At 68.3% G+C, this 26,706-nt stretch carries 20 protein-coding genes and 1 pseudogene; 15 read left to right on the plus strand and 6 right to left on the minus strand.

The genetic code is table 11. The features are described 5' to 3' along the window. Positions 1-87 precede the first annotated feature (87 nt). From LGR54_RS10440 to LGR54_RS10500, 13 genes are all read left to right on the plus strand, one after another. The gene (locus LGR54_RS10440) at positions 88-981 is read left to right on the plus strand and encodes a Hint domain-containing protein (RefSeq protein ID WP_230361891.1); all 894 of its coding nucleotides are present in this window, start codon (positions 88-90) and stop codon (positions 979-981) included. Between the two features lie 134 nt (positions 982-1,115). Further along, complete coding sequence (gene mutM / locus LGR54_RS10445) at positions 1,116-2,045, plus strand: bifunctional DNA-formamidopyrimidine glycosylase/DNA-(apurinic or apyrimidinic site) lyase (RefSeq protein WP_230361892.1); 930 nt, start codon at positions 1,116-1,118, stop codon at positions 2,043-2,045. A 13-nt stretch (positions 2,046-2,058) separates the two neighbouring features. Further along, on the plus strand, positions 2,059-2,832 hold the full coding sequence (locus LGR54_RS10450; protein WP_230361893.1) for an enoyl-CoA hydratase: 774 nt from the start codon (positions 2,059-2,061) through the stop codon (positions 2,830-2,832). A 153-nt stretch (positions 2,833-2,985) separates the two neighbouring features. Beyond that, positions 2,986-3,252 (plus strand): 30S ribosomal protein S20, encoded by a 267-nt coding sequence (gene rpsT, locus LGR54_RS10455; RefSeq protein ID WP_230361894.1) that lies wholly within the window; start codon positions 2,986-2,988, stop codon positions 3,250-3,252. A 1,088-nt stretch (positions 3,253-4,340) separates the two neighbouring features. Continuing rightward, positions 4,341-5,843, plus strand: coding sequence for a chromosomal replication initiator protein DnaA (gene dnaA / locus LGR54_RS10460; RefSeq protein WP_230361895.1), 1,503 nt, complete (start codon positions 4,341-4,343; stop codon positions 5,841-5,843). 204 nt (positions 5,844-6,047) lie between these two features. Then, complete coding sequence (gene dnaN, locus LGR54_RS10465; protein WP_230361896.1) at positions 6,048-7,163, plus strand: DNA polymerase III subunit beta; 1,116 nt, start codon at positions 6,048-6,050, stop codon at positions 7,161-7,163. After that, positions 7,160-8,317 (plus strand): DNA replication/repair protein RecF, encoded by a 1,158-nt coding sequence (gene recF, locus LGR54_RS10470; RefSeq protein ID WP_230361897.1) that lies wholly within the window; start codon positions 7,160-7,162, stop codon positions 8,315-8,317. Before dnaN ends, recF begins: the two co-directional genes overlap by 4 nt. A 73-nt stretch (positions 8,318-8,390) precedes the next feature. Then, on the plus strand, positions 8,391-9,005 hold the full coding sequence (locus LGR54_RS10475) for a LysE family translocator (RefSeq protein ID WP_230361898.1): 615 nt from the start codon (positions 8,391-8,393) through the stop codon (positions 9,003-9,005). Positions 9,006-9,064: 59 nt separating this feature from the next. Further along, positions 9,065-11,491, plus strand: coding sequence for a DNA topoisomerase (ATP-hydrolyzing) subunit B (gene gyrB, locus LGR54_RS10480; protein WP_230361899.1), 2,427 nt, complete (start codon positions 9,065-9,067; stop codon positions 11,489-11,491). A gap of 1,289 nt (positions 11,492-12,780) precedes the next feature. Then, a complete protein-coding gene (locus LGR54_RS10485; protein WP_230361900.1) occupies positions 12,781-13,227 on the plus strand; it encodes a DUF6152 family protein in 447 nt (148 codons plus the stop codon). 13 nt (positions 13,228-13,240) lie between these two features. After that, on the plus strand, positions 13,241-13,711 hold the full coding sequence (locus tag LGR54_RS10490; protein WP_230361901.1) for a DUF2214 domain-containing protein: 471 nt from the start codon (positions 13,241-13,243) through the stop codon (positions 13,709-13,711). A gap of 178 nt (positions 13,712-13,889) precedes the next feature. Further along, positions 13,890-15,464, plus strand: coding sequence for an amino acid permease (locus LGR54_RS10495; RefSeq protein ID WP_230361902.1), 1,575 nt, complete (start codon positions 13,890-13,892; stop codon positions 15,462-15,464). 164 nt (positions 15,465-15,628) lie between these two features. Continuing rightward, positions 15,629-17,329: a thiamine pyrophosphate-binding protein gene (locus LGR54_RS10500; RefSeq protein ID WP_230361903.1), complete on the plus strand. Its 1,701-nt coding sequence runs from the start codon at positions 15,629-15,631 to the stop codon at positions 17,327-17,329. Positions 17,330-17,446: 117 nt separating this feature from the next. Here the strand turns inward: LGR54_RS10500 and LGR54_RS10505 are convergent, their stop codons facing one another. From LGR54_RS10505 to LGR54_RS10520, 4 genes and pseudogenes are all read right to left on the minus strand, one after another. Further along, entirely contained in the window at positions 17,447-17,890 is a 444-nt protein-coding gene (locus LGR54_RS10505; RefSeq protein ID WP_230361904.1) for a CVNH domain-containing protein, read from the minus strand. A 190-nt stretch (positions 17,891-18,080) separates the two neighbouring features. Further along, a pseudogene (locus LGR54_RS10510) lies at positions 18,081-18,673 on the minus strand (mannose-6-phosphate isomerase). A 110-nt stretch (positions 18,674-18,783) separates the two neighbouring features. Next, positions 18,784-20,442, minus strand: a complete 1,659-nt coding sequence (locus LGR54_RS10515) for a lysine--tRNA ligase (protein ID WP_230361905.1) — start codon at positions 20,440-20,442, stop codon at positions 18,784-18,786. 172 nt (positions 20,443-20,614) lie between these two features. Further along, complete coding sequence (locus LGR54_RS10520; RefSeq protein WP_230361906.1) at positions 20,615-21,517, minus strand: transporter substrate-binding domain-containing protein; 903 nt, start codon at positions 21,515-21,517, stop codon at positions 20,615-20,617. Between the two features lie 134 nt (positions 21,518-21,651). On the opposite strand from LGR54_RS10520, the gene LGR54_RS10525 reads away from it, so the two are divergent. Beyond that, positions 21,652-23,607, plus strand: coding sequence for a glycosyltransferase (locus tag LGR54_RS10525; RefSeq protein WP_230361907.1), 1,956 nt, complete (start codon positions 21,652-21,654; stop codon positions 23,605-23,607). Here LGR54_RS10525 and LGR54_RS10530 read toward each other — a convergent pair. After that, the gene (locus LGR54_RS10530) at positions 23,558-24,148 is read right to left on the minus strand and encodes an SCO family protein (protein ID WP_230361908.1); all 591 of its coding nucleotides are present in this window, start codon (positions 24,146-24,148) and stop codon (positions 23,558-23,560) included. The genes LGR54_RS10525 and LGR54_RS10530 overlap by 50 nt on opposite strands. Before the next feature lie 48 nt (positions 24,149-24,196). Next, a complete protein-coding gene (locus tag LGR54_RS10535) occupies positions 24,197-24,388 on the minus strand; it encodes a hypothetical protein (RefSeq protein WP_230361909.1) in 192 nt (63 codons plus the stop codon). A 221-nt stretch (positions 24,389-24,609) separates the two neighbouring features. On the opposite strand from LGR54_RS10535, the gene LGR54_RS10540 reads away from it, so the two are divergent. Further along, positions 24,610-26,703, plus strand: coding sequence for a bifunctional diguanylate cyclase/phosphodiesterase (locus LGR54_RS10540; RefSeq protein WP_230361910.1), 2,094 nt, complete (start codon positions 24,610-24,612; stop codon positions 26,701-26,703). The last annotated feature ends 3 nt before the right edge of the window (positions 26,704-26,706 follow it).

Below are 26,706 nucleotides of genomic sequence, written 5' to 3' on the forward strand. Positions count from 1 at the left end.
CCGACCGCGTCGTTGACAACAACGACCGCGAAGTTGCGTCGCCGTGTTCTCAGCATTCACCGGATCATCGCAAGGGGGCGCATACCTATGGCGGACTACAGTATAATTGGCTCTTATAAAGTTACGTTTTCCTCCGGCACCCCGTCCACCATAACGACCATTCAAACATTCGCCCCAAACCCGACAACCGCCACGGATAACACCACCGACGATGCGTTTTCCGTCGGTGAGTTCATCTATTATTCGGGTGACCCATTTGGGACCGGGTATTTCGATGTCTATATCGGCTACACGCCATATGGCTTCATCACCGAACTCGCCGGCGACTACTACCTGAACACCGACAATCCCAGCCTGGCCCTCGGCACGGTTCTCTCCGTGACCGAGCAGGACCTGATCGTCTGTTTCCTCGCCGGCACGCGGATCGCGACGCCGGCCGGCGAAGCCGCCATCGACACGCTCGCGGCCGGCGATCTCGTGCTGACCCATGAGGGCACGGCGAAGCCGGTACGCTGGCTGGCGCGGCAGACGGTCGCCACCGTCTTCGCCGATCCCTCCAGGGCCATGCCGATCCTGGTCCGCGCCGGCGCGCTCGGCGAAGGCCTGCCGATGCGCGACCTCGAGGTCTCGCCCGATCATGCCCTGCTGGTCGACGGCACGCTGGTACAGGCCGCCGCGCTGGTGAACGGCACCAGCATCCGGCGCCGCAGCGCCATGCCGCCGACCTTCACCTACTATCACGTCGAACTCGACGACCAGTCGCTGATCCTCGCGGAGGGCGTGCCGGCCGAAACCTTCGTCGACAATGTGACGCGCCGCCGCTTCGACAATTGGCAGGAGGCGCCGGAGGCGAGCGTCGCCGAGCTCGACCTCCCGCGCGTGAAGTCGGCCCGGCAATTGCCGCCCGCCCTCCGCACCCGCCTCGCCGAGCGGGCGCGACTGATCGGGAGCGACGCCCCCGAAGGAACCGCTGCGGCCTGACCGGACAGCGGCGGCCGACCGCTCGGGCGCGATTCGATATCCTTGAGACGACGGCCCCTATATAGAAGGCATGATCCTGCAATCCTGCCGGAGAGGGGCATCCATGACCGGGCGCCCCTCCCCCGAGTTGTCGCATGCCTGAGCTGCCCGAAGTCGAAACCGTCCGCCGGGGCCTGGCCCCGGTCATGGAAGGAGCCCGCCTCGTCGAGGTGGTGGCGCGCCGCCCGGATTTGCGCTGGCCGCTGCCGGAGCGCTTCGCCGAGCGGCTCACAGGGCGCCGCGTCGCCGGGCTGGGGCGGCGGGCGAAATATCTCGTCGCCGATATCGAGGCCGCGAACGGCCGGCCGGCCGAGGCGCTGGTCATGCATCTCGGCATGTCCGGCTCCTTCCGCATCGACATGCCGGCGACGGAACCGCACGCGCCCGGCGCCTTCGCCCTCCCGCGCTCGAAGGCGGCGGCGCATGACCATGTCGAGTTCGGCTTCGAGAGCGGCGCCCGCATCGTCTACAACGACCCCCGCCGCTTCGGGGCGATGCTGCTGGTGCCGCGGAACGAGCTGGAGGAGCACCCGCTGTTCCGCGACCTCGGGCCGGAGCCGCTCGGCAACGCCTTCGACGCCGCGACGCTGGCGGCGGCCTGCGCTGGCCGGCGCTCCCCCATCAAGGCGGTGCTGCTCGACCAGACCGTCGTGGCGGGGCTCGGCAACATCTATGTCTGCGAGGCGCTGCACCGGGCGGGAATCGCCCCGGACCGGATGGCGGCCAGCCTCATCGGCGCCATCGGACAATCGGACGGCGGCGTCGCTCCCATCATACACCCCACTGCACCGCTCGACCGCCTCGTCGCGATCATCCGCGAGGTGCTGGAGGAGGCGATCCGCGCCGGTGGCTCGACCCTGCGCGACCACGCCCAGGTCGACGGCACGCTCGGCTATTTCCAGCACACCTTCCGGGCCTATGGCCGCGCCGGCGAGCCCTGCCTCACCCCCGGCTGCGGCGGTGTGATCGAGCGGCTGGTGCAGTCCGGGCGCTCCACCTTCCATTGCACGAGCTGCCAGAAATAGGGATGACGTACCAATGTCTTACGAGAACATCCTGGTCGAGACCAACGGGCGTGTCGGCACCATCACCCTCAACCGCCCCAAGGCGCTAAACGCCCTCAACTCGGCGCTGATCGCCGAATTGAACAAGGCGCTGGACATCTTCGAGGCCGATGCCGGCATCAGCGTCGTCATCCTCACCGGCTCGGAACGCGCCTTTGCCGCCGGTGCGGATATCAAGGAAATGCAATCACTTAGCTTCCCCGCTACCTATTCCGACGACTTCATCACCTCGTGGGAGCGGCTCTCCCGGTTCCGCAAGCCGGTGATTGCGGCGGTGGCGGGATATGCGCTGGGCGGCGGCTGCGAGCTCGCCATGATGTGCGACATCCTGCTCGCCGCCGACAATGCCCGCTTCGGCCAGCCGGAGATCCAGCTCGGCATCATGCCCGGCGCCGGCGGCTCGCAGCGCCTCACCCGCGCGGTCGGCAAGGCCAAGGCGATGGAAATGTGCCTGACGGGACGGACACTTACCGCCGCCGAGGCGGATATGTACGGCCTCGTCTCGCGCGTCGTCCCGCTCGCCGATCTGATGGGCGAGGCGATGAAGGTCGCCGACACCATCGGCAATCTCTCGCTGCCGTCGGTGATGATGACCAAGGAGAGCGTCAACCGGGTCTTCGAAACCACGCTCAGCGAAGGCATCCGCTTCGAGCGCCGGCTGTTCCAGGCGCTGTTCGCCACCCACGACCAGAAGGAGGGCATGAGCGCCTTCGTCGAGAAGCGCAGTCCGAACTTTAACAACCGGTAAACGCTGCCCGCCGCTATTGACGCCGCGGCGCCCCCCGACTATAAGCCCGCCACTCACGCAGGGCTCCCAACGGAGTGCCCGCTTCCCTTTTGTCACATGACATTCCTGCCGGTACGGCCCCGCTGGCCCGGCGACGATCGAAGAGGACGGCCGATGGCCAATACGCCCTCCGCCAAGAAGGCGGCACGCAAGATCGCGCGTCGCACCGAGGTTAACGCGAGCCGTCGCTCGCGCATGCGCACTTTTGTGCGTAAGGTCGAGGAAGCCCTCGCTTCCGGCAACGGCGCCGCGGCGGCCGTGGCCCTGAAGGCGGCGGAGCCGGAGATCATGCGCGCGGCGCAGAAGGGTATCCTTCACAAGAATACCGCTTCCCGCAAGGTGTCGCGCCTGAGCCAGCGTCTCGCCAAGCTCAGCGCCTGAAACCTCGACGCGCGCAACCTGAAGTAGTTGAAAGCCCGGCGCTCTGCCGGGCTTTCTGCGTTGTGGCGCCCCTCTCGTCCCCTCCCCGCTCCGGCGGGTGACGGAACGAGGCCGCGTAAGGCGCCCTGCGGAAGGCGTCACATGAACGACACAGATGCGACCGACCTCACTTTGGCTGGCATTCCAAACTTGACTCTCCGGGCACGCTAACGCAGCGACAATCCTGTCACAGGCATCGGAGACCGTTGACGGGCGCACAAATATTCACGAAATAAATCAATAATTTAGACAGCACGCCCTGCACGCGCCGTCGAATCGCCCGCTCAGAAGCGGCTCTATCGGGCGCGACGGAAAAAAACCTGTTTCGGCCCGATTCGCGCCGCCTTCCCGAATCTTCCAGAGGAGTCAGAGATTTGCCGACTAGCAGTCCGACGGGACCGGCGCCGGGGAGCCGAATCGGCCCGCCGACGAGCCGCAGGGACCACCAAGAGGCGTTGCGCGAGCGGGAAGCGCTGTGTATGTTCTCTTCATCCGGCGAGGCCGGATATCTCAGCGAAAAGTTGAGTTTTTGAACTACTCATTGCACGTGAGGAGGGGGATTTTATGTTGTCCATAGCATCCGTCACCCTCACGTATATAGAGTACGCCGAGAATGACGGAGACCAGTGTCGGATGACCTCAACCCTCCGTCGGAACTCTAGTAGCGTTCGTATATAGCGTCACCTGAAAGCAATAAACTTCAACAGGGACGGCAATGCACTTGCCGCGAAGGGGCTCTTATGTTCACGCGAATGGGCGCGTTTGATATGACGCGCACAGGATCCGCCGGCCGCAGTTGCCGGGTTCGGGGAATGTTCAACGGCCACGATCTGCCGAGCCACCCCAAGGCATCCTGTTCATCCGCGTTGCCCCCGTGTTCCGGGCCGCCGGCCTGACCCGGTGACGCAGCCGTTCTGACGGCCTCCAACTTCACAATTTGCCCTCGTCACCGTCGCGCCTGTCGCGCGTCCACGCATCGTCTTGACGCATGCGTGACGTGCCGCCGACGAGTGATTCCAATAAACCGCCCAAAAAGCAGCGGAGCCTCCATGTTCAAGACCAGCATCGCCGAAACGTCCGTTTCCGATTCCCTCGCCGTGTCCCAGCGCGGCGATGCGGGGGTCGATGGATTCGACGGAGATCCGCGCAGCTTCTGGGACCGGGTGCGTCGCCGCCTGCGCGCGGAGATCGGGGAAGAGGTCTATCTGAGCTGGTTCGCCCGCGTGGAACTGGACGGCATTTTCGGCGAGACCGTGCGGCTGTCGGTGCCGACGCGTTTCCTCAAGAACTGGATTCAGCAGCACTATATCGACCGTCTCAATGCCTTGTGGCGGGAAGAGATCACCGGCTCGCGCGTCGAGCTCTCGGTCCGCACCGCGGTCCTGCGCGCCCCCGGCCAGGCGCCGGTGATCGTGCGTAGCGAGCCCGCGGCGACGGCGCGCCAGCCGATCGAAGCCAAGCCGTCGCCCGTGGTGGCCTCGTCCTCCGCCGCGGCCGCCCCGGATCTCGGTTCGGGATCGCCGCTCGACGCCCGCCTCACCTTCGGCACCTATCGGCTCGGCAGCTCCAACCGCCTCGCCCATGCGGCGGCGCTAAAGGTGGCGCAAGCGGCTGCCGGTGGCCCGGCCGTGTTCAACCCGCTTTACCTTCATGCGGCGGTCGGCCTCGGCAAGACGCACCTCCTGCAGGCCATCGTCGCCGCCGGCGCCGAGCGTGGCCGCCGCGTCGTCTATCTCACCGCAGAGCGCTTCATGTACGGCTTCATCGCCGCGCTGAAGAGCCAGTCGGCGCTTGCTTTCAAGGAGCAGGTCCGCGAAATCGACACGCTGGTGATCGACGACCTGCAGTTTCTACAGGGCAAGAGCGTGCAGCAGGAATTCTGTCACACCCTCAACGCGCTGATGGATTCCGGCCGGCAGATCGTCATCGCCGCCGACCGGCCGCCGTCCGAGCTGGACGCGCTGGAGGAGCGGGTACGCTCGCGCCTCGCCGGCGGCCTCGTCGTGGAGATCGATCCGCTCGACGAGGATCTGCGGCTGGAAATCCTGGCGAGCCGCGTCGCCGCGCTGGCCCAGCAGCATCCCGGCTTCAGCGTGCCACAGGACGTGCTGCAGTTCATCGCCCGCAATTGCGGCCAGAACGGCCGCGACCTCGATGGCGCCCTGAACCGCCTGCTGGCGCATAACCAGCTGACCTCCCGCGCCATCACGCTGGAGATGGCGGAAGAAGCGGTGCGCGACCTCGTGCGCTCCTCCGAGCCGAAGCGCGTGCGCGTCGACGACATCCTGCGCGTCGTCGCCAAGCACTATAACGTCACCCGCGCCGACATCCTCTCGCAGCGCCGCACCGCCAATGTGGTAAAGCCCCGGCAGATCGCGATGTATCTCGCCAAGACGCTCACCCTGCGCTCGCTTCCCGAGATCGGCCGGCGCTTCGGCGGCCGCGACCACACCACTGTCCTGCACGCCGTGCGCAAGATCGAGGGCCTGGTGGGCAGCGACAGCGTGCTGGCCGGCGAGGTCGAGGCGCTGAAGCGTCTGGTCAGCGAATAGCCCGGCCGCCGCTGCGGCCGCTTATCCCCACGAAATCGCCGCACTGCGGCATGGTGGGCTTGTATTGCGAAGGGTCTGGCGGCAATGTCGTCAGCCCGGCGGCGCGCCCGCGCCGCCCGCCGGGGCGCGATATGAGGCAGCGCCCGCTTCATTCCGCGCCCTGGGAAGTCCCTCCCCTTTCCAAAAGCCATGGGTGTTGCGGCCATGAAGGTCACCGTCGAGCGGGCCGAGCTCCTCAAGTCTCTCGCCCATGTCCACCGGGTCGTCGAGCGGCGCAATACCATTCCGATCCTGGCGAATGTGCTGATGCGCACCGATGCGCGCGGCCTCGCCCTGCGCGCCACCGATCTCGACATCGAGGTCGTGGAGACCATCGCGGCAGAGGTCAGCCAGGAGGGCGCCACCACGGTGCCGGCCCACACCATCTACGAGATCGTGCGCAAGCTGCCCGAGGGCGCGCAGGTACAGATCGAGACCTCGGGCGACCGCGGTACGCTGACCGTGCGCGCCGGCCGCTCGCGCTTCCAGTTGCAGACGCTGCCGGAAACCGAGTTCCCCGACCTCGCCGCCGGCGAGATGAGCCATCGCTTCACGCTGCCGGCCGGCGAGCTTCGGCGCCTCGTCGACAAGACCCAGTTCGCGATCTCGACCGAAGAGACCCGCTACTACCTCAACGGCATCTATTTCCACGTCACCGAAGCGAGCGGCCCGGTGCTGCGCGCGGTGGCGACCGACGGCCACCGTCTGGCCCAGGCGCAGACCGAGGCGCCCGCAGGCGCGGCCGGCATGCCCGGCATCATCGTGCCGCGCAAGGCCGTGGCGGAGATCCAGCGCCTTGCCGAGAATGGCGAGGCGGAAGTCACCGTCGAATTGTCGGCCGCTAAAATCCGCGTCTCGCTCGACCGCGTGGTGCTGACCTCGAAGCTGATCGACGGCACCTTCCCCGATTACGGCCGGGTCATCCCCCTCAACAACGACAAGACGCTGGTGGTCGAGAAGGCGGATTTCGCCGCCGCGGTCGACCGCGTCTCGACGGTCGCCAGCGAGCGCGGCCGGGCGGTGAAGCTTTCCATCGCCGATGGCAAGCTCACGCTGTCGGTCACCAACCCGGATTCCGGGAGCGCGACCGAGGAGATCGAGGTCGAGTACGCCGCCGAGGCGATCGATATCGGCTTCAACAGCCGCTACCTCCTCGACATCACCGGCCAGATCGAGGGCACCACGGCGGAACTGAAATTCGCCGACCCCGGCTCGCCGACGCTGGTGCAGGACCCGGACAAGCGCGGCGCCCTCTACGTGCTGATGCCGATGCGCGTGTGAGCCCTCCCGCCACACGCATCACCCGCCTGCGGCTGACGCAGTTTCGCAGCTATGCGGCGGCGGAGTTGCGGCCGCATTCCGATACGGTGGCGCTGATCGGTCCCAACGGCGCCGGCAAGACCAACATCCTCGAGGCCATCTCGCTGCTGGCGCCTGGCCGCGGCCTGCGCCGCGCCTCCCTCGATCAATTTGCCTGTCGGCGTGACGAGGCCAAGGCGGATGGCTGGGCGGTGTCGGCAACGCTGGAAGGCCCTCACGGCGAGGTCACCCTCGGCACCGGCCAGGAACCCGACCCAACCGGCGAGGTGCGTTCGCGCCGCTGCCGCATCGATGGCGAACCGGTCGGCTCGGCCGCCGCCTTCGCCGATTTCGTGCGAGTGATCTGGCTGACGCCGGAGATGGACGGCCTGTTCACCGGCCCGCCGGCCGAGCGGCGTCGCTTCCTGGACCGACTGGTGCTGGCGGTCGACGCCGAGCACGGCGCACGGGTGAACGCTCTGGAGCGCGCCTTGCGGGCTCGCAATCGCCTGCTGGAAGAGCCTCGCACCGACCCGCGCTATCTCGATGCCGTGGAACAGGAACTGGCGTCGCTGTCTGTGGCGGTGGCCGCCGCACGATTGGAGACGGTCCGCCGGCTTGCCGCCGGCATCGAAGCCGGCCGCGACGACGGATCCGCCTTCCCCTGGGCGACGCTGGTGCTGGACGGCGAGATCGAGCGTCAGCTCGGCCGCCTGCCGGCGACGCAAGTGGAGGACAGCTACCGCACGGTGCTGCGCGAAGGCCGGCCGCGGGACCGCGCCGCGGGGCGGACGCTGGAAGGCGCGCACCTGTCCGATCTGATCGTCGGCCACGGCCCGAAGGCCATGCCCGCAACGCAAGGCTCCACCGGCGAGCAGAAAGCCCTGCTGATCGGCCTCATCCTCGCCCATGCCCGGCTGGTCGGCGAGATGGCTGGCATGAGCCCGATCATGTTGCTCGACGATGTCGTCGCCTATCTCGACCCGGCGCGCCGCGCGGCGCTGTTCGCCACGCTCCAGACCCTCGGCGGGCAGGTCTGGATGACCGGCGCCGACCCTGCGGCGTTCACCGCGCTGCCGGAAGGCGCCGAACGGTTCACGGTCAGCCCGGGGCACATCGTCGCTGCCGCCGAATAGCTTCCCCAACATATTGAATTATCTTAATTATTTTATCCCTTGACCTTTCGCACGCACGCGCGCACGTAAGGGCATGGATCCGTTGGGACTGATCGTCTTCGCTGCCGCCCTCGCATTGGCGGCCGCCTCGCCCGGGCCCAGCGTGATCGCGCTGGTCGCCCGCACGTTGGCGCATGGCCGCGAAGGCGCGACCCCGCTGGTGGCCGGCATCATCCTGGGCGACATGGTGTGGCTGACCGCCGCCGCGCTCGGGCGGGCGGCGCTGGCGGCGACGCTGGGCTCACTTTTCGTGCTGGTGCGGCTGGCGGCAGCGCTCTACCTGGTCTTTCTCGCCTGGAAGCTGTGGACGGCCCCCGCCCATGCCATCGCCGCTCCGGCGCCGAAGCCGGGTGGCTCGTCGGCTGGGCTGTTCCTGACCGGGCTCGGCATGACGCTCGGCAATCCCAAGGCGATGGCGTTCTATCTCGCGCTGCTGCCGACCATCATCGACCTCAACCACCTGACGCCGCTGGCCTTTCTGGAAATGTGCGCGATCATCGCACTGGTGCTGGCGCTGGTCTTCGGCCTCTATGTCACCCTCGCCCAGCGGGCGCGCGGCATGGTGGCCAGCCAACGGGCGATCCGCCTGATCAACCGCGCCTGCGGCACGGCGATGGCCGGCGCCGCGGTGATGGTGGCCGCGAAATAGGCGCATGTTTGCGCTACAAAGAAGCTGAATAATTTCAACGATTCGAAGGGCTCTCAGCCATGGCCGATACCGATTCCGCTCCGTCTCCCGACGAGTACGGCGCGCAGTCCATCCAGGTCCTCAAGGGACTGGACGCGGTACGTAAGCGGCCGGGCATGTATATCGGCGATACCGACGACGGCTCGGGCCTGCATCATATGGTCTATGAGGTGGTGGACAACGCCATCGATGAAGCATTGGCGGGGTATGCGACGGAAGTCACCGTCACCCTCAACGCCGAAGGCTCGGTGACGGTCACCGACAATGGCCGTGGCATTCCCACCGATATTCATCCGGAGGAAGGCGTTTCGGCGGCGCAGGTCATCATGACGCAGCTGCACGCCGGTGGAAAGTTCAACCAGAACTCCTACAAGGTTTCCGGCGGCCTTCACGGCGTCGGCGTCTCGGTGGTGAACGCGCTCTCTACCTGGCTGGACCTGACAATCTGGCGCAATGGCTACGAATACTATATGCGCTTCCGTCATGGTGATGCGGAAAACGATCTGGCGCAGGTCGGGCCGGCGCCGGAAGGACGGCGCGGGACTCGTGTTACCTTCCTGCCGTCTCCGGGCACCTTCACCAGGATCGAGTTCGACTATGCGACGCTGGAACACCGGCTGCGGGAGCTTGCGTTCCTGAATTCCGGCGTTCGGATCATTTTGACCGACGCGCGCCATGCTGAAATCAAGCGCGAGGAGATGATATATGAGGGCGGCGTCGAAGCCTTCGTGCAGTATCTCGACCGCTCCAAGCAGGCGCTTCTGCCGAATCCGGTAGTGATCCGCGCCGAGAAGGACGGCATTAGCGTCGAATGTGCGCTGTCTTGGAACGACAGCTATCACGAAAACGTGCTGTGCTTCACCAACAACATTCCGCAACGTGACCGCGGCACCCACTTCACCGGCTTCGCGGCGGCGCTGACCCGGCAGATCATCGGCTATTCCGAGCGTTCGGGCATCGCCAAGAAGGAGAAGGTCGATCCGACCGGCGAGGACTGCCGCGAGGGCCTCACCGCCGTGCTGTCGGTGAAGGTACCGGATCCGAAATTCTCCTCGCAGACCAAGGACAAGCTGGTTTCCTCCGAGGTCCGGCCGGTGGTCGAGGCGCTGGTCAACGACGCGCTGAACAACTGGCTGGAGGAGCATCCGGCCGAGGCGAAGTCGGTGGTCGGCAAGGTGGTGGAGGCGGCGGCCGCGCGTGAGGCGGCGCGCAAGGCGCGTGAACTTACCCGCCGCAAGAACCCGCTCGACGTTGCCTCTCTTCCAGGTAAACTCGCCGATTGCCAGGAGCGTGACCCGGCAAAGTCGGAGCTGTTCATCGTCGAGGGCGACTCGGCGGGCGGCTCGGCGAAGATGGGGCGAAACAGAGCCTTCCAGGCTATTCTTCCACTGCGCGGCAAGATCCTGAATGTCGAGCGCGCCCGCTTCGACAAGATGCTGTCGTCGGACCAGGTTGGTACGCTGATTACCGCGCTCGGCACCGGAATTGGCCGCGACGACTTCAATGCCGACAAGCTGCGCTACCACAAGATCATCATCATGACCGACGCGGATGTCGACGGCTCGCATATCCGCACCCTGCTGCTGACCTTCTTCTTCCGCCAGATGCCGGAACTGCTGGATCGCGGGCACATCTATATCGCCCAGCCGCCGCTCTACAAGGTGACGCGCGGCAAGTCCGAGCAGTACCTCAAGGATGAGCGGTCGCTGGAAGATTACCTGATATCGCAAGGACTTGACGAGGCCAGCCTGCTCACCGCCAGTGGCGAGGTCCGGGCCGGCGCCGACCTGTTGTCGGTGGTGGAGAGTGCTCGCGCCTTCCGCACCACGCTGCAGGGACTGCACCCGCGCTACAACCGTGCAGTGGTGGAGCAGGCGGCGCTTGGCGGCGCCCTCGCACCCGGCCTGCTGATCGACGAGGAGCGCGCGGCCAAGGTGGCTGCCGATATCGCGCAACGCCTTGATAACATTGCGGAAGATATCGAGCGCGGCTGGACCGGCGAGGCCAACGGCTCGGGCTTCCACTTCCAGCGCACGGTGCGTGGGGTGAAGGAAGCGGTTCATCTCGACGCCACCTTCGTCGGCTCCGCCGAGGCGCGCCGGCTCGACCAGCTGGTCGGCAACCTGCACGAAGTGCATGCGCGGGCGGCGACGCTGAAGCGCCGGGGCAACGAGACGGTGGTGCACGGACCGATGGACCTTTTCGACGCCATCACCGATGCCGGCCGAAAAGGCGTGTCGCTGCAGCGCTATAAGGGCCTCGGCGAGATGAATGCCGAGCAGCTTTGGGAGACGACGCTCGACGTCAACGCCCGCTCGTTGCTGCAGGTGAAGGTGAAGGAAGTCGCCGACGCCGACGACCTGTTCAACCGGCTGATGGGCGACGTGGTGGAGCCTCGTCGCGAGTTCATCCAAGACAACGCGCTGCGCGCCAGCGTAGACGTCTAGTTCTCGCCGCCCACCGGGAAGACACGATAGCCTGCCGGACAGCATCGCTAACGACGTCCGACGGACTTCTGTTTCTTGGTCACGTATTGAGACGCCGTCGCCAAGATGATCGCTTCTGGCTGCCACACTGACGTGGGGGCCGGTGGGGTGGACGATGAGGACGATTGACGACCGATGAGGCCGATGAGGCCCGCGATCGTGCGCCCGTCATTGGACGTCGACCGTCTCGGGGCCTACCGGCGGCGCCGGGGTAAAAGCGCCCTACCGTTGCGACGATACTCGGCGACGAGGTTCGCCCGTCGCCGACCGGCGAAGCCGACGTGCCGGACGGGTCATACCGCCTTGGCGATGGGGAGGTCGCGCGCCCACCGAGAGCGGCGCCCTTGTCCGATCTCCGCCATCCAACCGCGGCCTTCCGGCGGGGGTCGTGCAGCGATGCCCTGTTCGGCAACGTCCATCCCGCGGCAGCCGTGCAGTAGCGGCTTGCTGGCGGCAGTCTTCCGATGGTAGCTCGCCCGCTGTGACCATCCAGCGGCGCCCTTTTCGGTGGTGCCCATCCAGCGACCGCCTTCCGGCGGCGATCGTCCAGCGGTGCCCTTTTCGGCAACGTCCATCACGCGGCAGCCGTGCAGTCGTGGCTTTCTGGCGGCAGCCTACCGATGGTAGCTCGCCAGCTGGGCCATCCAGCGGCGCCCTTTTCGGTGGGGCCCATCCAGCAACGGCCTTCCAGCGCGGGGGTCGTACAGCGATGCCCTGTTCGGCATCGTCCATCACGCGGCAGCCGAGCAGTAGCGGCTTGCTGGCGGCAGTCTTCCGATGGCGGCTTGCCCGCTGTGACCATCCATCAGCGCTAATTCGGTACGTCCATCCAGCGACCGCCTTCCGGCGGCGATCGTCCACCGGTGCCTGTTCGGCAACGTCCATCACGCGGCAGCCGTGCAGCAGCGGCGTTCTGGTAGCAGTCTTCCAATGACGGCTCGCCAGTTGCGACTATCCATCGGTGCCCTTCTCGGTAGCGTCCATCCAGCGACCGCCTTCCGGCGGCGGTCATCCAGCGGCGCCCTTTTCGACAGCACCCATCCAGCAACAGCCTTCTGGTGGCAGCCTTTCAGAAGCGACCTTCGGTCGGCGGCCCTCCAGCGGCGACCTTCCGACCGGTCCTCCCCGCCCTCCCCGCTCTTGCGGCCAAGCCGCCCGGGCGGCTGGCGCGATTGTGAGCGGGGGGCTGTCGCCTTTCGCGGCGGCGGGGGCGTAACCTGACGCAGGTTCCGTAGCGACAGGAGATGCCGATGTCTCATCCCTCCCTGCCCCGCCCCTCCCTACCCCACCTCTCCTTGCGCCGCCCCTTGCGGCTCCGCTCCCCCGCTTCGCTCGCCGCCGTGCTCACGATCACGCTCGGCGTCGCCGCGGCTCCGGCGTTCGCCCATCATGGCTGGTCCTGGGCCGACGGCGACAAGATGACCCTGACCGGCACCATCCGCTCCATCTCCATGGCGCCGCCGCATCCTACCCTGCACGTGGCCGCTCAGGACGGCACGGTGTGGCGGGTCGATCTCGGCAATCCCCGCCAGACCGAGGCCTCCGGCTTCACCGCCGACACCGCCAAGCCGGGCGACGCCGTCACCGTGCTTGGCAACCGCTCGCGCGACCACGCGCAGACGCATATGAAGGCGGTGCGCATCACCATCGCCGGCAAGAACTACGACATGTATCCCGAGCGGATCGGCGACGGCTGACGCGGCCCGCCCGATGGAGCTGATCGCCGCGCTCGGCGGCTGGCCCGGCGCGCGCTGGCTGCAGGGATCGGCCACCGCCTATCTCGTCGTCAGCGCCGCGCATATTCTCGGGATCGGGCTGGTGCTCGGCGCCGTGCTGCCGCTCGACGCGCGGCTGCTCGGCCTCGTGCGCGCGGTGCCGATCCCGCTGCTGGTGCCGTTTCTCGCGCGGGCGGCGGCGCTGGGGGTCGTGCTCGCGCTGTCGACCGGCCTGTGGCTGTTCACCGTGCGGTCGGCGGAATATCTCGCCAACACCGCCTTCCTGATCAAGATGGGCCTGCTGGCGCTGGCACTCGCCAATATAGGCTGGCAGCACGCCAGCGGCGGCTATCGCGCCGCGCTGGCCGGCCTGCCGCCGACCGCCGGGGTGAAGCTGCGGGCGCTCGCCTCGATGGGCCTGTGGCTCGGCCTGCTGCTCACCGGCCGCTGGATCGGCTTTCTCTAGAGCCTCCGCCCCGCGGATCGTCCTCGCCCGACGAGCCGCTGACGCCGGAGCGCGCCAGTCCATTCCGCAACGTAAGATGGTGAAACTGCCGCATCGTCCCCAATAGGTTGGCACTCTCGATGCATGGACAGCGCATGCCCCGGGACGAGCCCGGCGGCACCACCCAGCGGGGATCGCCATGAGCACGGTGACGGAAACAGCGGGCGTACCGGACTACACAGACGAAGCCAAGCATGCCGACGTGAAGATCCTGCACGACATGGGCTATGCGCAGGAGCTGGAGCGGCGCATGAGCCGGTTCTCCAACTTCGCCATCAGCTTCTCGATCATCTGCATCCTGTCCGGCGGCATCAACTCGCTGGCGCAGGCCACGTCCGGCGCCGGCGGCGCGGCGATCGGCCTCGGCTGGCCGCTGGGCGTCGCCATTTCCGGCGTGTTCGCCCTCGCCATGGCGCAGATCGGCTCCGCCTACCCCACCGCCGGCGGCCTCTATCACTGGGGCTCGATCCTCGGCAACCGCTTCACCGGCTGGGTCACCGCCTGGTTCAACCTGCTCGGCCTCGTCACCGTGCTCGGCGCCATCAATGTCGGCACCTACTACTTCTTCTTCGGCGCCTTCGGGCCCATGCTGGGCATGGAGGACACCGTCACGGTGCGCATCCTGTTCCTGGCGGTGCTGACCGGCGCGCAGGCGCTGATCAACCATTTCGGCATCGGCCTCACCGCCAAGCTCACCGATTTCTCCGGCTACCTGATCCTCGCCACCTCGGTGGTGCTGACGCTGGTCTGCCTCGCCTTCGCGCCCGGCTACGAGATCGGCCGGCTGTTCACCTTCTCCAACTACACCGGCGCGGCCGGCGCCGATGTGTGGCCGGAGGTCTCGACCGGCTGGGCGTTCCTGCTCGGCCTCCTGCTGCCGATCTACACCATCACCGGCTACGACGCCTCCGCCCACACCTCGGAGGAGACCCGCGACGCCGCGAGCTCGGTGCCGCGCGGCATGGTGATGTCGGTCGTGTGGTCCGGCGTGTTCGGCTATGTGATGCTGTGCGCCTTCGTGCTGATGATCCCCAACATGGACGACGCCGCCAAGCAGGGCTGGAACGTGTTCTTCTGGGCGATGAACGCGCGGGTGCCGGGGGTGATCAAGGAGATCCTCTACCTCGCCATCTTCGTCTCGCAGTTCCTGTGCGGCCTCGCCACCGTGACCTCCGTGTCGCGCATGCTGTTCGCCTTCGCCCGCGACGGCGGCCTGCCGGCCTCCGCCGCGCTCGCCAAGGTGAGCCCGAAGCACCGCACCCCGGTGGCGGCGATCTGGACCGGCGCGACGCTGGCAGTGCTGTTCGTGTGGGGCACCTCGCTGGTGTCGTTCGGCGGCACCTCGGCCTATGCCATCGTGGTGTCCTGCACCGTCATCTTCCTGTTCTTCTCCTTCGCCATCCCGATCGCGCTGGGGCTCGTCGCCTATGGCGGCGCCAAATGGCCGAAGATGGGACCGTGGAGCATGGGCGCGCCGGCCTTCAAGCTGGTGGCGGTGCTGTCGATCCTCGCGATGGCGCTGATTTTCGTGCTCGGTATCCAGCCGCCCAACGACTGGGCGCTGTACATCACCGTCGGCTTCCTCGTGCTGGCCGGCGTGGTGTGGGCGCTGTTCGAGAAGCGCCGCTTCAAGGGCCCGCCGATCGGCGACGAGATCGCCCGCCGGCAGGCGGCGATCCGCGCCGCCGAGAAGGCGGTGGGCGAGACCGCCTGAGCCTCCGCCGTCCCCGCGCGGAGGGGATTCCGCCCGGCGGATTTCCCCCCGGCGGGCGCGTTTTTCGCCTGCGCGGCCGGCGCGGGCGGGATAGATTGCCGCCGGATCGGCCCTCGCGCCGGTCCGGCTTCAACCGCGCCCGCTGCGCCAATCCGCGTGACCCGATGACGTCCCTTCCGATCCGTCCCCGCCTCGCCGCCCGCTCCGGCGCCCGCCTGCTCGTCGACGCCCTGCTCGCCCATGGCGTCACCCGCGCCTTCGGCGTACCGGGCGAGAGCTATCTCGACGTGCTCGACGCGATGTCGGACACCGATATCGACTTCGTGGTGTGCCGCCACGAGGGTGGGGCGGCGATGATGGCGGAAGCCTCCGCCAAGCTGACCGGCCGGCCGGGCATCTGCTTCGTCACCCGCGGGCCGGGCGCCACCAATGCCAGCGCCGGTGTGCATGTCGCCCAGCAGGATTCGACGCCGATGATCCTGTTCGTCGGCCAGATCGGCCGGGCGATGCGCGGGCGCGAGGCGTTCCAGGAGGTCGACTACCGCGCGGTGTTCGGCACGCTGGCCAAATGGGCGGTGGAGATCGACGACGCCGCGCGCATTCCGGAGATCCTCGCCCGCGCCTTCCGGGTGGCGACGCAGGGCCGCCCCGGCCCGGTGGTGATCGCGCTGCCGGAGGACATGCTCGCCGACATGGCGGAGGTGGTGGACGCTCCCGCCTTCGAGCCGGCCGAGACCTGGCCCGGCCTCACCGACATGATGAAGCTGCAGAAGCTGTTGTGGAACGCCGAGCGTCCGCTGCTGATGCTCGGCGGCAGCCGCTGGAACGCCAAGGCGGTGGCCAGCGTGAAGCGCTTCGCCGAGCGCTTCGACCTGCCGGTCTGCGTCAGCTTCCGCCGGCAGATGCTGTTTCCCGCCGATCATGCCTGCTACGCCGGCGATGTCGGGCTGGGCATCAACCCGAAGCTGGTCAACCGGCTGAAGCAGGCCGACCTCGTCATCCTCGCCGGTGGACGGCTCGGCGAGGTACCCTCGCAGGGCTATTCGCTGTTCCCGATTCCCGAGCCCGGCGTCGACATCGTGCATGTCCATGCCGATCCCGACGAGATCGGCCGGGTGTTCCAGCCGGCGCTGGCCATCAACGCCTCGCCGCAGGCCTTCGCCGCGGCGCTGGAGGGCGTGCAGCCGCCGCAGGTGATCCGCTGGGGCGGCTGGCGGCAGGAGGCGCGGGCCGACTACCGCGCCTGGAGCGACCAGCCGCCGGCCAATCCCGGCGCGGTGCAGATGGCGACGCTGGTGCACTGGCTGCGGGCGCTGCCGGCCGACACCGCGATCTGCAACGGCGCCGGCAATTTCGCCACCTGGGTGCACCGCTTCCACCATTTTCGCGCCTTCGGCACCCAGCTGGCGCCGACCTCCGGCTCGATGGGCTACGGCTTTCCGGCGGCGATCGCCGCGCGCCGCACCCATCCCGAGCGCATCGCCGTGGCGGTGTGCGGCGACGGCGACTTCCTGATGACCGGGCAGGAACTCGCCACCGCCGTGCAGCACAAGATCCCGGTGCTGGCGGTGGTGATCGACAACGGCATGTACGGCACCATCCGCATGCACCAGGAGCGGGAATTCCCCACGCGGGTGTTCGGCACCTCGCTCACCAATCCGGACTTCGCCGCCTATGCCAAGGCGTTCGGCGCCTTCGGCACGCGGGTGGAGCGCGACGACCAGCTGGTGCCGGCGCTCGACGCCGCGCTGGCCTCCGGCCTGCCGGCGGTGGTGCATGTGCTGCTCGACCCGGAGGCCATCACCCCCACCACCACGCTCACGGCGCTGCGCGAGAAGTCGCTGGCGGCGCGCTCGGTGAGCTGAGGCCGGCGGCCGGACGCGCCGCGTGCCGATGGCGCGCGGCGGGGGACGCCCGGTGGCGGGTGTTCAGCGGCGGATGCTCGGCGGCGACGAACGCGCGGCGAGGAGCCGTAGCGGCGATCAGCGGCAGGTGAGCCGGCCGTCGACATTGGCGATGTCGCGGCCGGTGCACCAGCTGGCCGCCGTGGTGGTGTCGACCCAACGGCCCTTCATGTCCTGACAGGTCGCCTTGAGCCAGCCGGCCGACATGCGCACATCGCGGCAGGTGCCCATATAGGAGCCCTGCGGCGGGCGCTCCGCCCACGACGAGGTGGTCTTGCAGACGAGGCGGCCATCCTCGTTGGAGATGTCGTTGCCCGGCGCGCACCAGGAAATCGCCATGTTGGCCTCGACCCAGCGCCCCGAGCGGTCGCGGCAGGCGGCCTTGAGCCAGCCGGCGACGTTGCGGATGTCCTGACAGGATTGCTGATAGCTGCCCGGCGGCACCGACTGGGCATTCGCCGGCGCCATGGCCGAGGCGAGCAGCGTGGCGGCGAGGAGGACGGCGAGGCAAAGGCGCGACATGACGGCGTCTCCGGGCGCGGGCGCCGGGCTCAACGCCGCCGGCGCATCATCGCCCGACCATGTGCCTGCCGGCCGGCGCGCGGACAAGCAGAAGCCGCCGGCGTGGTAAATAGCGGACCACCGCCGCGACCATCGCCTCCGGCACGCCAGCTAGCAGGGTGCCGCCGCTGGCGTCGGAACGCCCCTCGCCCTAGCTCATCGGCATGCCCCCCGCCGCCAAAGCCTCGACGGCGCGGCACCGGCTGCCCGGTCGATGCCGGTCCTGTTCCGGCGCGTTGTGGATCGGATCGATCCCGTAGGCTGCCTCCGGCTTCTCCACCGGATGGACATCGGTGATGCTCACCACCCCCGCCTCATTGTCCGAGCGCACCAGCAGGCATTCCGACAGCTGGTCGGGATCTGCGTCGATCTCCCGATGCGGCACATGGGGCGGCGCGAAGATGAAGTCGACCGGCTCGGCCTCGGCGACATAGTCCAGCCGCCCGCCCGTCGCCGGCGGGCACGGCCGCCCACGGCATAGATGACGCTCTCCAGCGCCCCCGCGATGGTGCACACCGGTTCTGGCATCGGGCTGGTTGGCGACGGTGTCGGCTCAGATCTTCTGCGCACCGACGCGGGCAGGATGGATCGCCGCCCGACGGTGTATGCCGGGCGTCCCGGCGGTGTCGTCGTCGAGCTGGTCACCCTTGATCAGGCGCACGCCGCCATGCTTCCGACGCGGCTCCGGGGGGATGCGGATCCGGGATGCGGGTGGGCGTGATCGTGAGAATGGTGGTGAGCCATGGCGTCCGCCTCACGTCGCGCGCGAGGTCAGGACGCCATGGCCGGCCGGGAAAGCGCGGCCGTGCCGGCCGCGCGAGATCAGACCAACACGGGTCAGGCCGCGCCCAGCCTCAGGCGGCGCCTTTGGCCAGTTCGCCGGACAGCGCACGGGCGATCAGCGCCCGCGTCTCCGGGATGCCGTAGGCGGCGACGAAGGTGCCGAAGCGCGGACCTTCCTTCTCGCCGAGCAGCAGCTCGTACAGCGCGCTGAACCAGGCGAAGGACACGCCCGGCCCGCCGGTCGGGCTCTTCTTCTTGTGGTCCTGATAGCGCTCGATAGCACGGCCGACATCGAGCACCGCGTTCTGGATGGCATCGCGGTCGGTCCCATCCAGCGGCGCCAGCGCGGCGTCGAGACGGGCGAGCGCGTCGGCCTCCACCTCGTCGGCCAGACGGAAGACGCGGCGCGGCTTCACCCGGTCGACGAAGTAGCGCACCGCATAGCCGGCGAGCTGGTCCATATGCGGATGGGTTTCCGCCGTCACGCCCGGCGCATAGCGGCTGATCATCCGCCACAGCACGCCCTTGTCCTCGGCGTTGGAAGCCGAGGCGAGCTTGAGCAGCAGGCCGAACGACACCGGTAGATCGAGGACCGGCGGGTTGCCGGAGTGGATGTGCCAGACGGGGTTGCCGAGCCGGTTCTTCCAGTCCTGCGTCGGGTAGCGGGCGAGGAAGCCGTAATATTCGTCGACCGCCTTGGGGATGACGTCGAAATGCAGCTTCTTCGCCGAACGCGGCGACTGGAACATGTACAGCGCCAGGCTCTCCGGGCTGGCATAGGTCAGCCACTCGTCGATGGTCAGGCCGTTGCCCTTGGACTTGGAGATCTTCTGGCCGACCTCGTCGAGGAACAACTCGTAGACGAAATGCTCCGGCGCCACGCCGCCGATGATCTCGCAGATGCGGTCATAGATCGGCGCGTTGGTCTGGTGGTCCTTGCCGAACATCTCGAAATCGACGTCGAGCGCCGCCCAGCGGGCGCCGAAATCCGGCTTCCACTGCAGCTTCACCTGACCGCCGGTGACCGGGAGGGTCTTGTCCACCCCGTCCTCGTCGGTGAAGGTGATGGTGCCGGCCTTGGCGTCCACCGCCTTGAGCGGCACGTAGAGCACGCGGCCGGAGATCGGCGAGATCGGCAAGAAGGGCGAATAGGTCGCCTGCCGCTCCTCGCCCAGCGTCGGCAGCATCACCTCCATGATGGCGTCGTACTTCTCGGCGGCCTTGAGCAGCACCGAATCGAGCTTGCCCGACTTGTAGTACTCGGTTGCCGAGGCGAACTCGTATTCGAAGCCGAAAGTGTCGAGGAAGCGGCGCAGCATGGCGTTGTTGTGGTCGCCGAAGCTCGCATAGCCGCCGCCGAACGGATTCGGCACCACGGTGAGTGGCATCTGCAGATACGGCTTCAGCGCGGCGGGATCCGGCACGTTCTCCGGGATCTTGCGCATGCCGTCCATGTCGTCCGAGAAGCACAGCAGCCGCGTCGGGATGGTGTCGCCGGTGAGCACGTGGAAGGCGTGGCGCACCATGGTGGTGCGCGCCACTTCGCCGAAGGTGCCGATATGCGGCAGGCCGGACGGACCGTAGCCGGTCTCGAACAGAACCTCTTCTTTCGGTTTCCGCTTCAGACGCTCGACGATCTTGCGGGCTTCCTCGAACGGCCAGGCGCCGGCGGTCTGCGCCAGCTCCCGCAGTTCGGCTGCAACATCCTCGACCTGAGCGGTCGCCGTCATGATGGGTCTCTCCCGACCTTAAAAGAATGGGCGCGGACACTAGGCAGTCGTACCCCCAGCGTCAATCGACGCGACACCGCGAAATCGCCTCGTGCCCCGTCTTTCGCCCAAGCGCACCCGGACGCCGGGCGACAGGGGAAGCTGCCGGCGTGCTCCGGCGCTCGCCAGCGACTCAATAGACGCCGATGGGGAACCAGCGCAGATAGAGATCGACATAGGCGCCGGTCTCCCAGATCTGTGCCAGCGCGTAGTTGAGCGACTGGCGCAGCGCATCGTCGCCGCGCCGCACCGCGATGCCCATGCCCTCGCCGAAATACAGGCTCTCGGTGAACGGCCCGCCGGCGAAACCGCAGCAATTCCCCGACGACGAGCCGTTGAGCCAGAAGGCCAGTTGCACGCCGTCGCCGAAGACGAGGTCGACCTCGCCCTTCTGCAGCGCGGTGCGGGCGGCCTCCGCCGTCGGGAAGGACCGGATGGCGACCTCGGCGAAGAAATCGCGCAGATAGGCCTCATGAGCGGTGCCGGCGACGACGCCGACCGTCTTCGCGGCGACGAGATCCGGCGTGATCGCCGGCATGATGTCCGCCTTGCGGGCGACGAAGCGTGCCGGCGAGCGGAAATAGCGGTCGGAAAAGTCCACCTGCTGGCGGCTCGCCGGGGTGATGGCGAGGCCGGCGATGGCGGCATCCGCCTTGCCGCCGGCCAGCGCCTCGGTCAGCCCCTCGAACGGCACCACTTCCAGCGAGCAGGTAACGGCGAGCTCGGCGCAGATGGCGCGGGCCATGTCGACATTGAAGCCGGCCGGGCGGCCATCCTCGCCGCGGAAGCTGAAGGGCGGGTAGTCCTCGGTGGTGACGAAGCGGATCTGCACCGGCACGCGGGTGACGTCCGGCTTTTCCGGCCGGCGCTTCGGGTCCCAGAAGCCGGGCACGGCGACCGTTGCCGCCGGCGCGGACGACGCGCCGGCGGTGGGCGGCGCGCCCTGTGCCGCCGCCGGCGATGCGGCCGTCGCGACCGCGAGCCCAAGCGCGGCAGCAAGGCCACAGAGGTAATATTTTATCGTCGCGTACCGCACCTGGCGCCTCGAACCCGCTCCGGCCGATTGAAGACCGGCCTCGATCTTGTAGCGTCTCCGGGGGACGGGCGCGAGGGGCGGCACGGGTGAGCAGGGACGCGGCGGCAGGACAGGCGGAGGATCCCGCTGCGGAGATGACCGCCGAACGCGCCCGCGAGCCCGACGCGACGATGACGGCGTTGCCGGTCGAAATTGCCGGGCTGGCGGGGCGGTTGCCATCCGCGCAACTGGCGGCAGCGCGCGAGCGGGCGGCGCGGCTCGGCATCGGCGCCGACGAGGTGCTGCTGGCCGACGGCGCGGTCACGCCGGAGCTTGCCGCCGCCGCGGCCGCCGCGCATCTCGGCCTCGCGGTGGAACCGCTCGACGGGATGCCCTCCCCTGCCCCACCACCCGAGGCGCTGCGGGGGATGATGCGCAGCGGGCTGTTGCGCCAGCCGGACGGCTCCATCGTCGTCGCAGCGCGCGGCCGGCAGCTTCGCCGCCTCGCCGACGAGCTGGAGGCGATGCCAGCCCTGCGCATGCGCTTGCGGCTGACCACGCCGGAACGGCTGGCCCAGCATGTGCGCCAACATTTCGCCGGGGCGCTCGGCCAACTCGCCGCCTTCGCGCTGCGCGACGAGCGGGCTGACCAAAGCGCGGCGACGCTCGGCCTGTCGCGCTATTTGCTGGTGCTCGGCGCGCTGGCCTGCGTGCTGCTGGCCGGGCTGGCGCTGATCACTCCCGCGGCGCTGCTGGTCGCGCCGATGCTGCTGGTGTCGCTGGTGCTGCTCGGCTGGTCGCTGCTGCGGCTGGTCGCCTCGACGACGACGCCAGAGATCGCGCCGCCGCCGCCGCGCGACGATGCCGCCCTGCCGGCCTACAGCCTCATCGTCCCGCTCTACCGCGAGGCGCGGGTGGTGCCGCAACTGATCGAGGCGCTGGCCGCGCTCGACTACCCGCCGGAGAAGCTGCAGGTGCTGCTGGTCGTCGAGCCCGACGACGCCGAGACCGCCGCCGCGCTGGCGCGCCATGTCCGCCGCCCCGGCTTCGACATCCTCGTCGCGCCCGATGCCGGCCCACGCACCAAGCCGAAGGCGCTCAACGCCGCCTTGCCCTTCGCGCGCGGCGAGATCGTCGGCATCTACGACGCCGAGGACGTGCCGGAGCCGCAGCAATTGCGCCGCGCCTGCTCCGCCTTCGCCGCGCCCGGCAACCGGCGGGTCGGCTGCGTGCAGGCGCGGCTCGCCATCGACAATGTCGCCGACAGCTGGATCACCCGCCAGTTCGCGGCGGAATATGCGGCGCATTTCGACGTGGTGCTGCCGCTGCTCGCCAGTGCGCGGCTGCCGCTGCCGCTCGGCGGCACCTCCAACCATTTCCGCCGCGTCGCGCTCGACCGGGTGGGTGCCTGGGACCCGTTCAACGTCGCCGAGGATGCCGATCTCGGCGTAAGGCTCGCGCGCGGCGGCTGGCGCACGCTGGTCATCGCCTCCTCGACCGACGAGGAGGCGCCGCGCACCGCCGGCGCCTGGCTGCGCCAACGCACCCGCTGGTACAAGGGCTGGATGCAGACGCTGCTGGTGCATGGCCGCACGCCGCGCCGGCTGCTCGCCGAGATCGGCTGGAGCGGCGTGCTGAGCTTCCTGCTCCTGCTCGGCGGCGGGCTGGTCTCGGCGCTGATGCACCCGGTCTTCGCGCTCGCCCTGGGGCTGCGCTGGAGTCTCGGCGCCGAGGCCGGCACTTCGACGGCCAGCCTGCTGCTGGAGGGGCTGGGCCTATTGGTGCTGCTGACCGGCTATGGCGCCACCGCGCTGTGCACCCTTGTCGGCATGCGCCACCGCCGGCTTTCCGGCCTGTGGCAGGTGCTGCCGCTGATCCCGCTCTACTGGCTAATGCTCTCGCTCGCCGGCTGGCGCGCGCTGTTCCAGCTGATCGCCGCCCCGCAGCGCTGGGAGAAGACAGAGCACGGGCTCGCCCGCACCTCGCGCCGGCGGCCGGTGCGGCTGCGCCTGCGTCCCGCCGCAAGCCAGCCGGCAGCGCGGCGCGGCCGGCCTTCCGGCCTCAGAAATACGGACGCAGCGCCGCCGCCGCATCGGCCGGCGGACGCTTGAGGTCGAAGGGCGCGACGAAATTGCCGTCCTTGTCCATGAGATAGACGATGGCGGTGTGGTTCATCGTGTAGTCGCCGTTCTGCCCCGGCACCTTCTGCGCATAGGCCCGGAACGCCTTGACGGTCGCCGCCACCTGCTCGGGCGTGCCGGTGAGCCCCTGGATGCTCGGGTGGAAGCTGCCGATATAGGACTTCATCACCTCGGGCGTGTCGCGCTCCGGATCGACGGTGATGAACAGCCCCTGCACCTTGCGGGCGTCCTCGCCGAGAGTCTCGAACAGCTGCGACATCTCGAACAGCGTGGTCGGGCAAATGTCCGGGCAGTGGGTAAAGCCGAAGAAGATCAGCGTCGGCGCGCCCTTGAAGGTCTCGTCGGTGACCGGTTCGCCGTCCTGGTCCACAAGGGCGAACGGCCCGCCGACGCTCGCCTGGGTGGCGACCTGCTTCGCCGGCGGCAGCAGCACGAACACCGACACCGCGACGAGGGCCGCCCCGACGAGGAAGGCGGAGAGGATGAGGAGCAAGCGACGACGGGCGGGCATGCGCGGTCCAACGATCGAGAGCAGCCAAGGGCGGCCGCGAATCCGGCATCAGAAGCAGTAGGCGATGCCGCTGGCAATCAGGTCAAAGAAAACGGCCGAACCGTGGCGGGCCCAGAGACCGATGGCCACAACCAGCAGCGCCACTCCGAGAAATACAACCGCAAGACGAATGACAAGCGAGAGCATTCCTCCCGGACGCACCGTTTGCTGCGACGAAAGCGCTCGCGAATCCTCGATCATTCAGGCTGCTCCCACCGGAACTTTGCGCCCCAGTCTGCATTCTGCATTATCATTCGTAGTGCATATCGTCACGTGAGGTAATAAGCGGCAGTTTTTTCTTAATCCATCGGCTATTGACTATAGGGCCACTGCCGTTGTCATGACATTGACGATCGCGAGGGGGACTGCGTCTCATGGCCAAGGCTGGCGCTTCCGACGAACCGGACCTCGGGGGGCGGGGCATGGCCATGCCCTCGGGCGGACCGCGTCGCCGGGACGTCGACCTGCGCGAAACCCTTGATTTCCTTAGCGATGGCTTCGCCCTGTTCGACACCGACGACCGCCTCGTCGTCCATAATGACCGTTTCATCGAGCTGTTTCCCTTCCTGTCGGTGCTCGGCGATCTCGAAGGTTTGAACTTCTTCGCCCTCGCTTCCGTCCCCTGCGGCGAATGGAGCCGGGTGCCGGATCCCGACGCCTATGTCGTCGAGCGCATGCGCCGCCATCACCGCGCCGATGGCGAGCCGTTCGACATCCCGCTGGAGAATGGCGGCTGGGTGCGGGTGCGCGAGCGCCGCACCCCGACGGGCGGCATCGTCTCCACCTGGACCGATATCAGCGAATTGAAGGAGGTGGAGCACACCCTGCGCGACGCCATCGACGGCATCGGCGAGGGTTTCATCCTGCTCTCCCCCGACGGGCAGATCGTGCTCGCCAATGCCAGCATGAGCCGGCTGTTCGCCAAGGTCGGCGTCACGCTGCGGCCCAGCGCCCGCTTCGACACCGCCCTCGAGGCGGCGAAGCGCGGCGGGCTGTTCGGCCCCGCCACCACCGACGACGCGCTGGCGCTGCTCACCGGCCGCCCCGATGCCGAGCCGCGCATCGAGATCGCGCTCAGCACGGGCGCCTGGCTGCTCGCCAGCCACCGGCGCATGGAGGATGGCTGCCTCGCCGCGGTGTGGACCGACGTCACGGCCCAGAAGCGCCGCGAGCAGGAACTCATCGACGCGCGCTCGCAGGTCGAGGAGCAGGCGGCGGCACTCGGCGAATTCGCCCGGCTGGTGTCGCGGCAGGCGCGCAGCGACGCGCTGACCGGGCTGCCCAACCGCTTCGCGCTGGAAGAGCGCATCGACCAGCTACTCGCCGAAGAGAAGGACCAGCCGGAAATCTGGCTCGGCTTCATCGACATCGACCACTTCAAGACCGTCAACGACCGGGTCGGCCACGCCGCCGGCGACCGGCTGCTGATCGATTTCGCCGCCTTCCTGCGCAACCAGCTGCGCGCCGACGACCTGATCGCCCGCATCGGCGGCGACAGTTTCGCGGTGATGCTGCTCGGCATCGACGAGGCCGAGGCCCAGCGCATCGCCACCCGGCTGGTCGCCGTCACGCGCGGCCATCTGTTCCCGATCAGCGGGCAGAGCTTCGCGCTCAGCCTCAGCATCGGCCTTGCCCGCACTGGCGGCCCGGATTCCTCGGCGCGCGCGGTGCTGGTCTGCGCCGACACCGCCTGTTGCGTGGCCAAGGAATCCGGCCGCGACCGGGTGCAGCTCTACGACACCGGCGACCCCAAGGTCACCGACACGCATGAGCGCATCAGCTGGGCCGAACGCATCAGGAGCGCGCTCGAGCTCGACCAGCTCATCCTCGAATTGCAGGCGATCGTCGGCACCGACGGCGGGGTGCAGGGCTATGAGGCGCTGATCCGCCTCGACGACAATATGGGTGGCATGTACGGCCCGGCGCATTTCCTGCCCGCCGCCCGCCGGCTCGGGCTGATGCGGCGGATCGACAGCTGGGTGTGCCGGCGCGCGGTCACCTATGCCAGCCGGCTGGTGCGCCGCGGCATCCAGCGTTACGTCTCGGTCAATATCGGCGCCCGCACCCTCGCCGACCCCGGCTTCCACAAGGAACTCGTCCAGCTGCTCGACCGCTATCCCGGCTGCGAGAAGGGATTGAGGATCGAGATCACCGAGACCGAGGCGATTCACAGCCTGAGCGAGATCACCGGCTTCCTGGCCCGGCTGCGCCAGCGCGGCATCAGGATCTATCTCGACGATTTCGGCAATGGCTACAATTCGTTCGACGCGCTCAAGCAACTGCCGGTCGACGGCATCAAGATCGACTGGCGGGTGACGCGCGACCTGCTGGTCGACCCGATCGACGAGGCGCTGATGAAGGCGGCGATCTCCATCGCCCATTCGCTCGACCTCGAACTGGTCGCCGAAGGGGTGGAGAACGACACCCAGCTGCGCAAGCTGCGCGAACTCGGGGTCGCGAAGTACCAGGGCTACTACTTCCATCGGCCGCAGCCGGCGGAAGCCGCGCTCAGCTGACGC

The sequence above is a fragment of the Ancylobacter sp. Lp-2 genome, assembly GCF_020523795.1.
Lineage (GTDB): Bacteria > Pseudomonadota > Alphaproteobacteria > Rhizobiales > Xanthobacteraceae > Ancylobacter.

Bases quoted from the DNA above. Each gene is read 5' to 3' on its own strand.
- LGR54_RS10505 (WP_230361904.1), bottom strand. From the start codon at position 17,890: ATGTCGCGCCTTTGCCTCGCCGTCCTCCTCGCCGCCACGCTGCTCGCC.
- dnaA (WP_230361895.1), top strand. From the start codon at position 4,341: ATGTTCAAGACCAGCATCGCCGAAACGTCCGTTTCCGATTCCCTCGCC.
- gyrB (WP_230361899.1), top strand. From the start codon at position 9,065: ATGGCCGATACCGATTCCGCTCCGTCTCCCGACGAGTACGGCGCGCAG.
- LGR54_RS10495 (WP_230361902.1), top strand. From the start codon at position 13,890: ATGAGCACGGTGACGGAAACAGCGGGCGTACCGGACTACACAGACGAA.
- rpsT (WP_230361894.1), top strand. From the start codon at position 2,986: ATGGCCAATACGCCCTCCGCCAAGAAGGCGGCACGCAAGATCGCGCGT.
- LGR54_RS10540 (WP_230361910.1), top strand. From the start codon at position 24,610: ATGGCCATGCCCTCGGGCGGACCGCGTCGCCGGGACGTCGACCTGCGC.
- LGR54_RS10500 (WP_230361903.1), top strand. From the start codon at position 15,629: ATGACGTCCCTTCCGATCCGTCCCCGCCTCGCCGCCCGCTCCGGCGCC.
- LGR54_RS10535 (WP_230361909.1), bottom strand. From the start codon at position 24,388: ATGATCGAGGATTCGCGAGCGCTTTCGTCGCAGCAAACGGTGCGTCCG.
- LGR54_RS10530 (WP_230361908.1), bottom strand. From the start codon at position 24,148: ATGCCCGCCCGTCGTCGCTTGCTCCTCATCCTCTCCGCCTTCCTCGTC.
- LGR54_RS10525 (WP_230361907.1), top strand. From the start codon at position 21,652: ATGACCGCCGAACGCGCCCGCGAGCCCGACGCGACGATGACGGCGTTG.
- LGR54_RS10515 (WP_230361905.1), bottom strand. From the start codon at position 20,442: ATGACGGCGACCGCTCAGGTCGAGGATGTTGCAGCCGAACTGCGGGAG.
- LGR54_RS10440 (WP_230361891.1), top strand. From the start codon at position 88: ATGGCGGACTACAGTATAATTGGCTCTTATAAAGTTACGTTTTCCTCC.
- LGR54_RS10490 (WP_230361901.1), top strand. From the start codon at position 13,241: ATGGAGCTGATCGCCGCGCTCGGCGGCTGGCCCGGCGCGCGCTGGCTG.
- mutM (WP_230361892.1), top strand. From the start codon at position 1,116: ATGCCTGAGCTGCCCGAAGTCGAAACCGTCCGCCGGGGCCTGGCCCCG.
- dnaN (WP_230361896.1), top strand. From the start codon at position 6,048: ATGAAGGTCACCGTCGAGCGGGCCGAGCTCCTCAAGTCTCTCGCCCAT.
- LGR54_RS10475 (WP_230361898.1), top strand. From the start codon at position 8,391: ATGGATCCGTTGGGACTGATCGTCTTCGCTGCCGCCCTCGCATTGGCG.
- LGR54_RS10485 (WP_230361900.1), top strand. From the start codon at position 12,781: ATGTCTCATCCCTCCCTGCCCCGCCCCTCCCTACCCCACCTCTCCTTG.
- LGR54_RS10450 (WP_230361893.1), top strand. From the start codon at position 2,059: ATGTCTTACGAGAACATCCTGGTCGAGACCAACGGGCGTGTCGGCACC.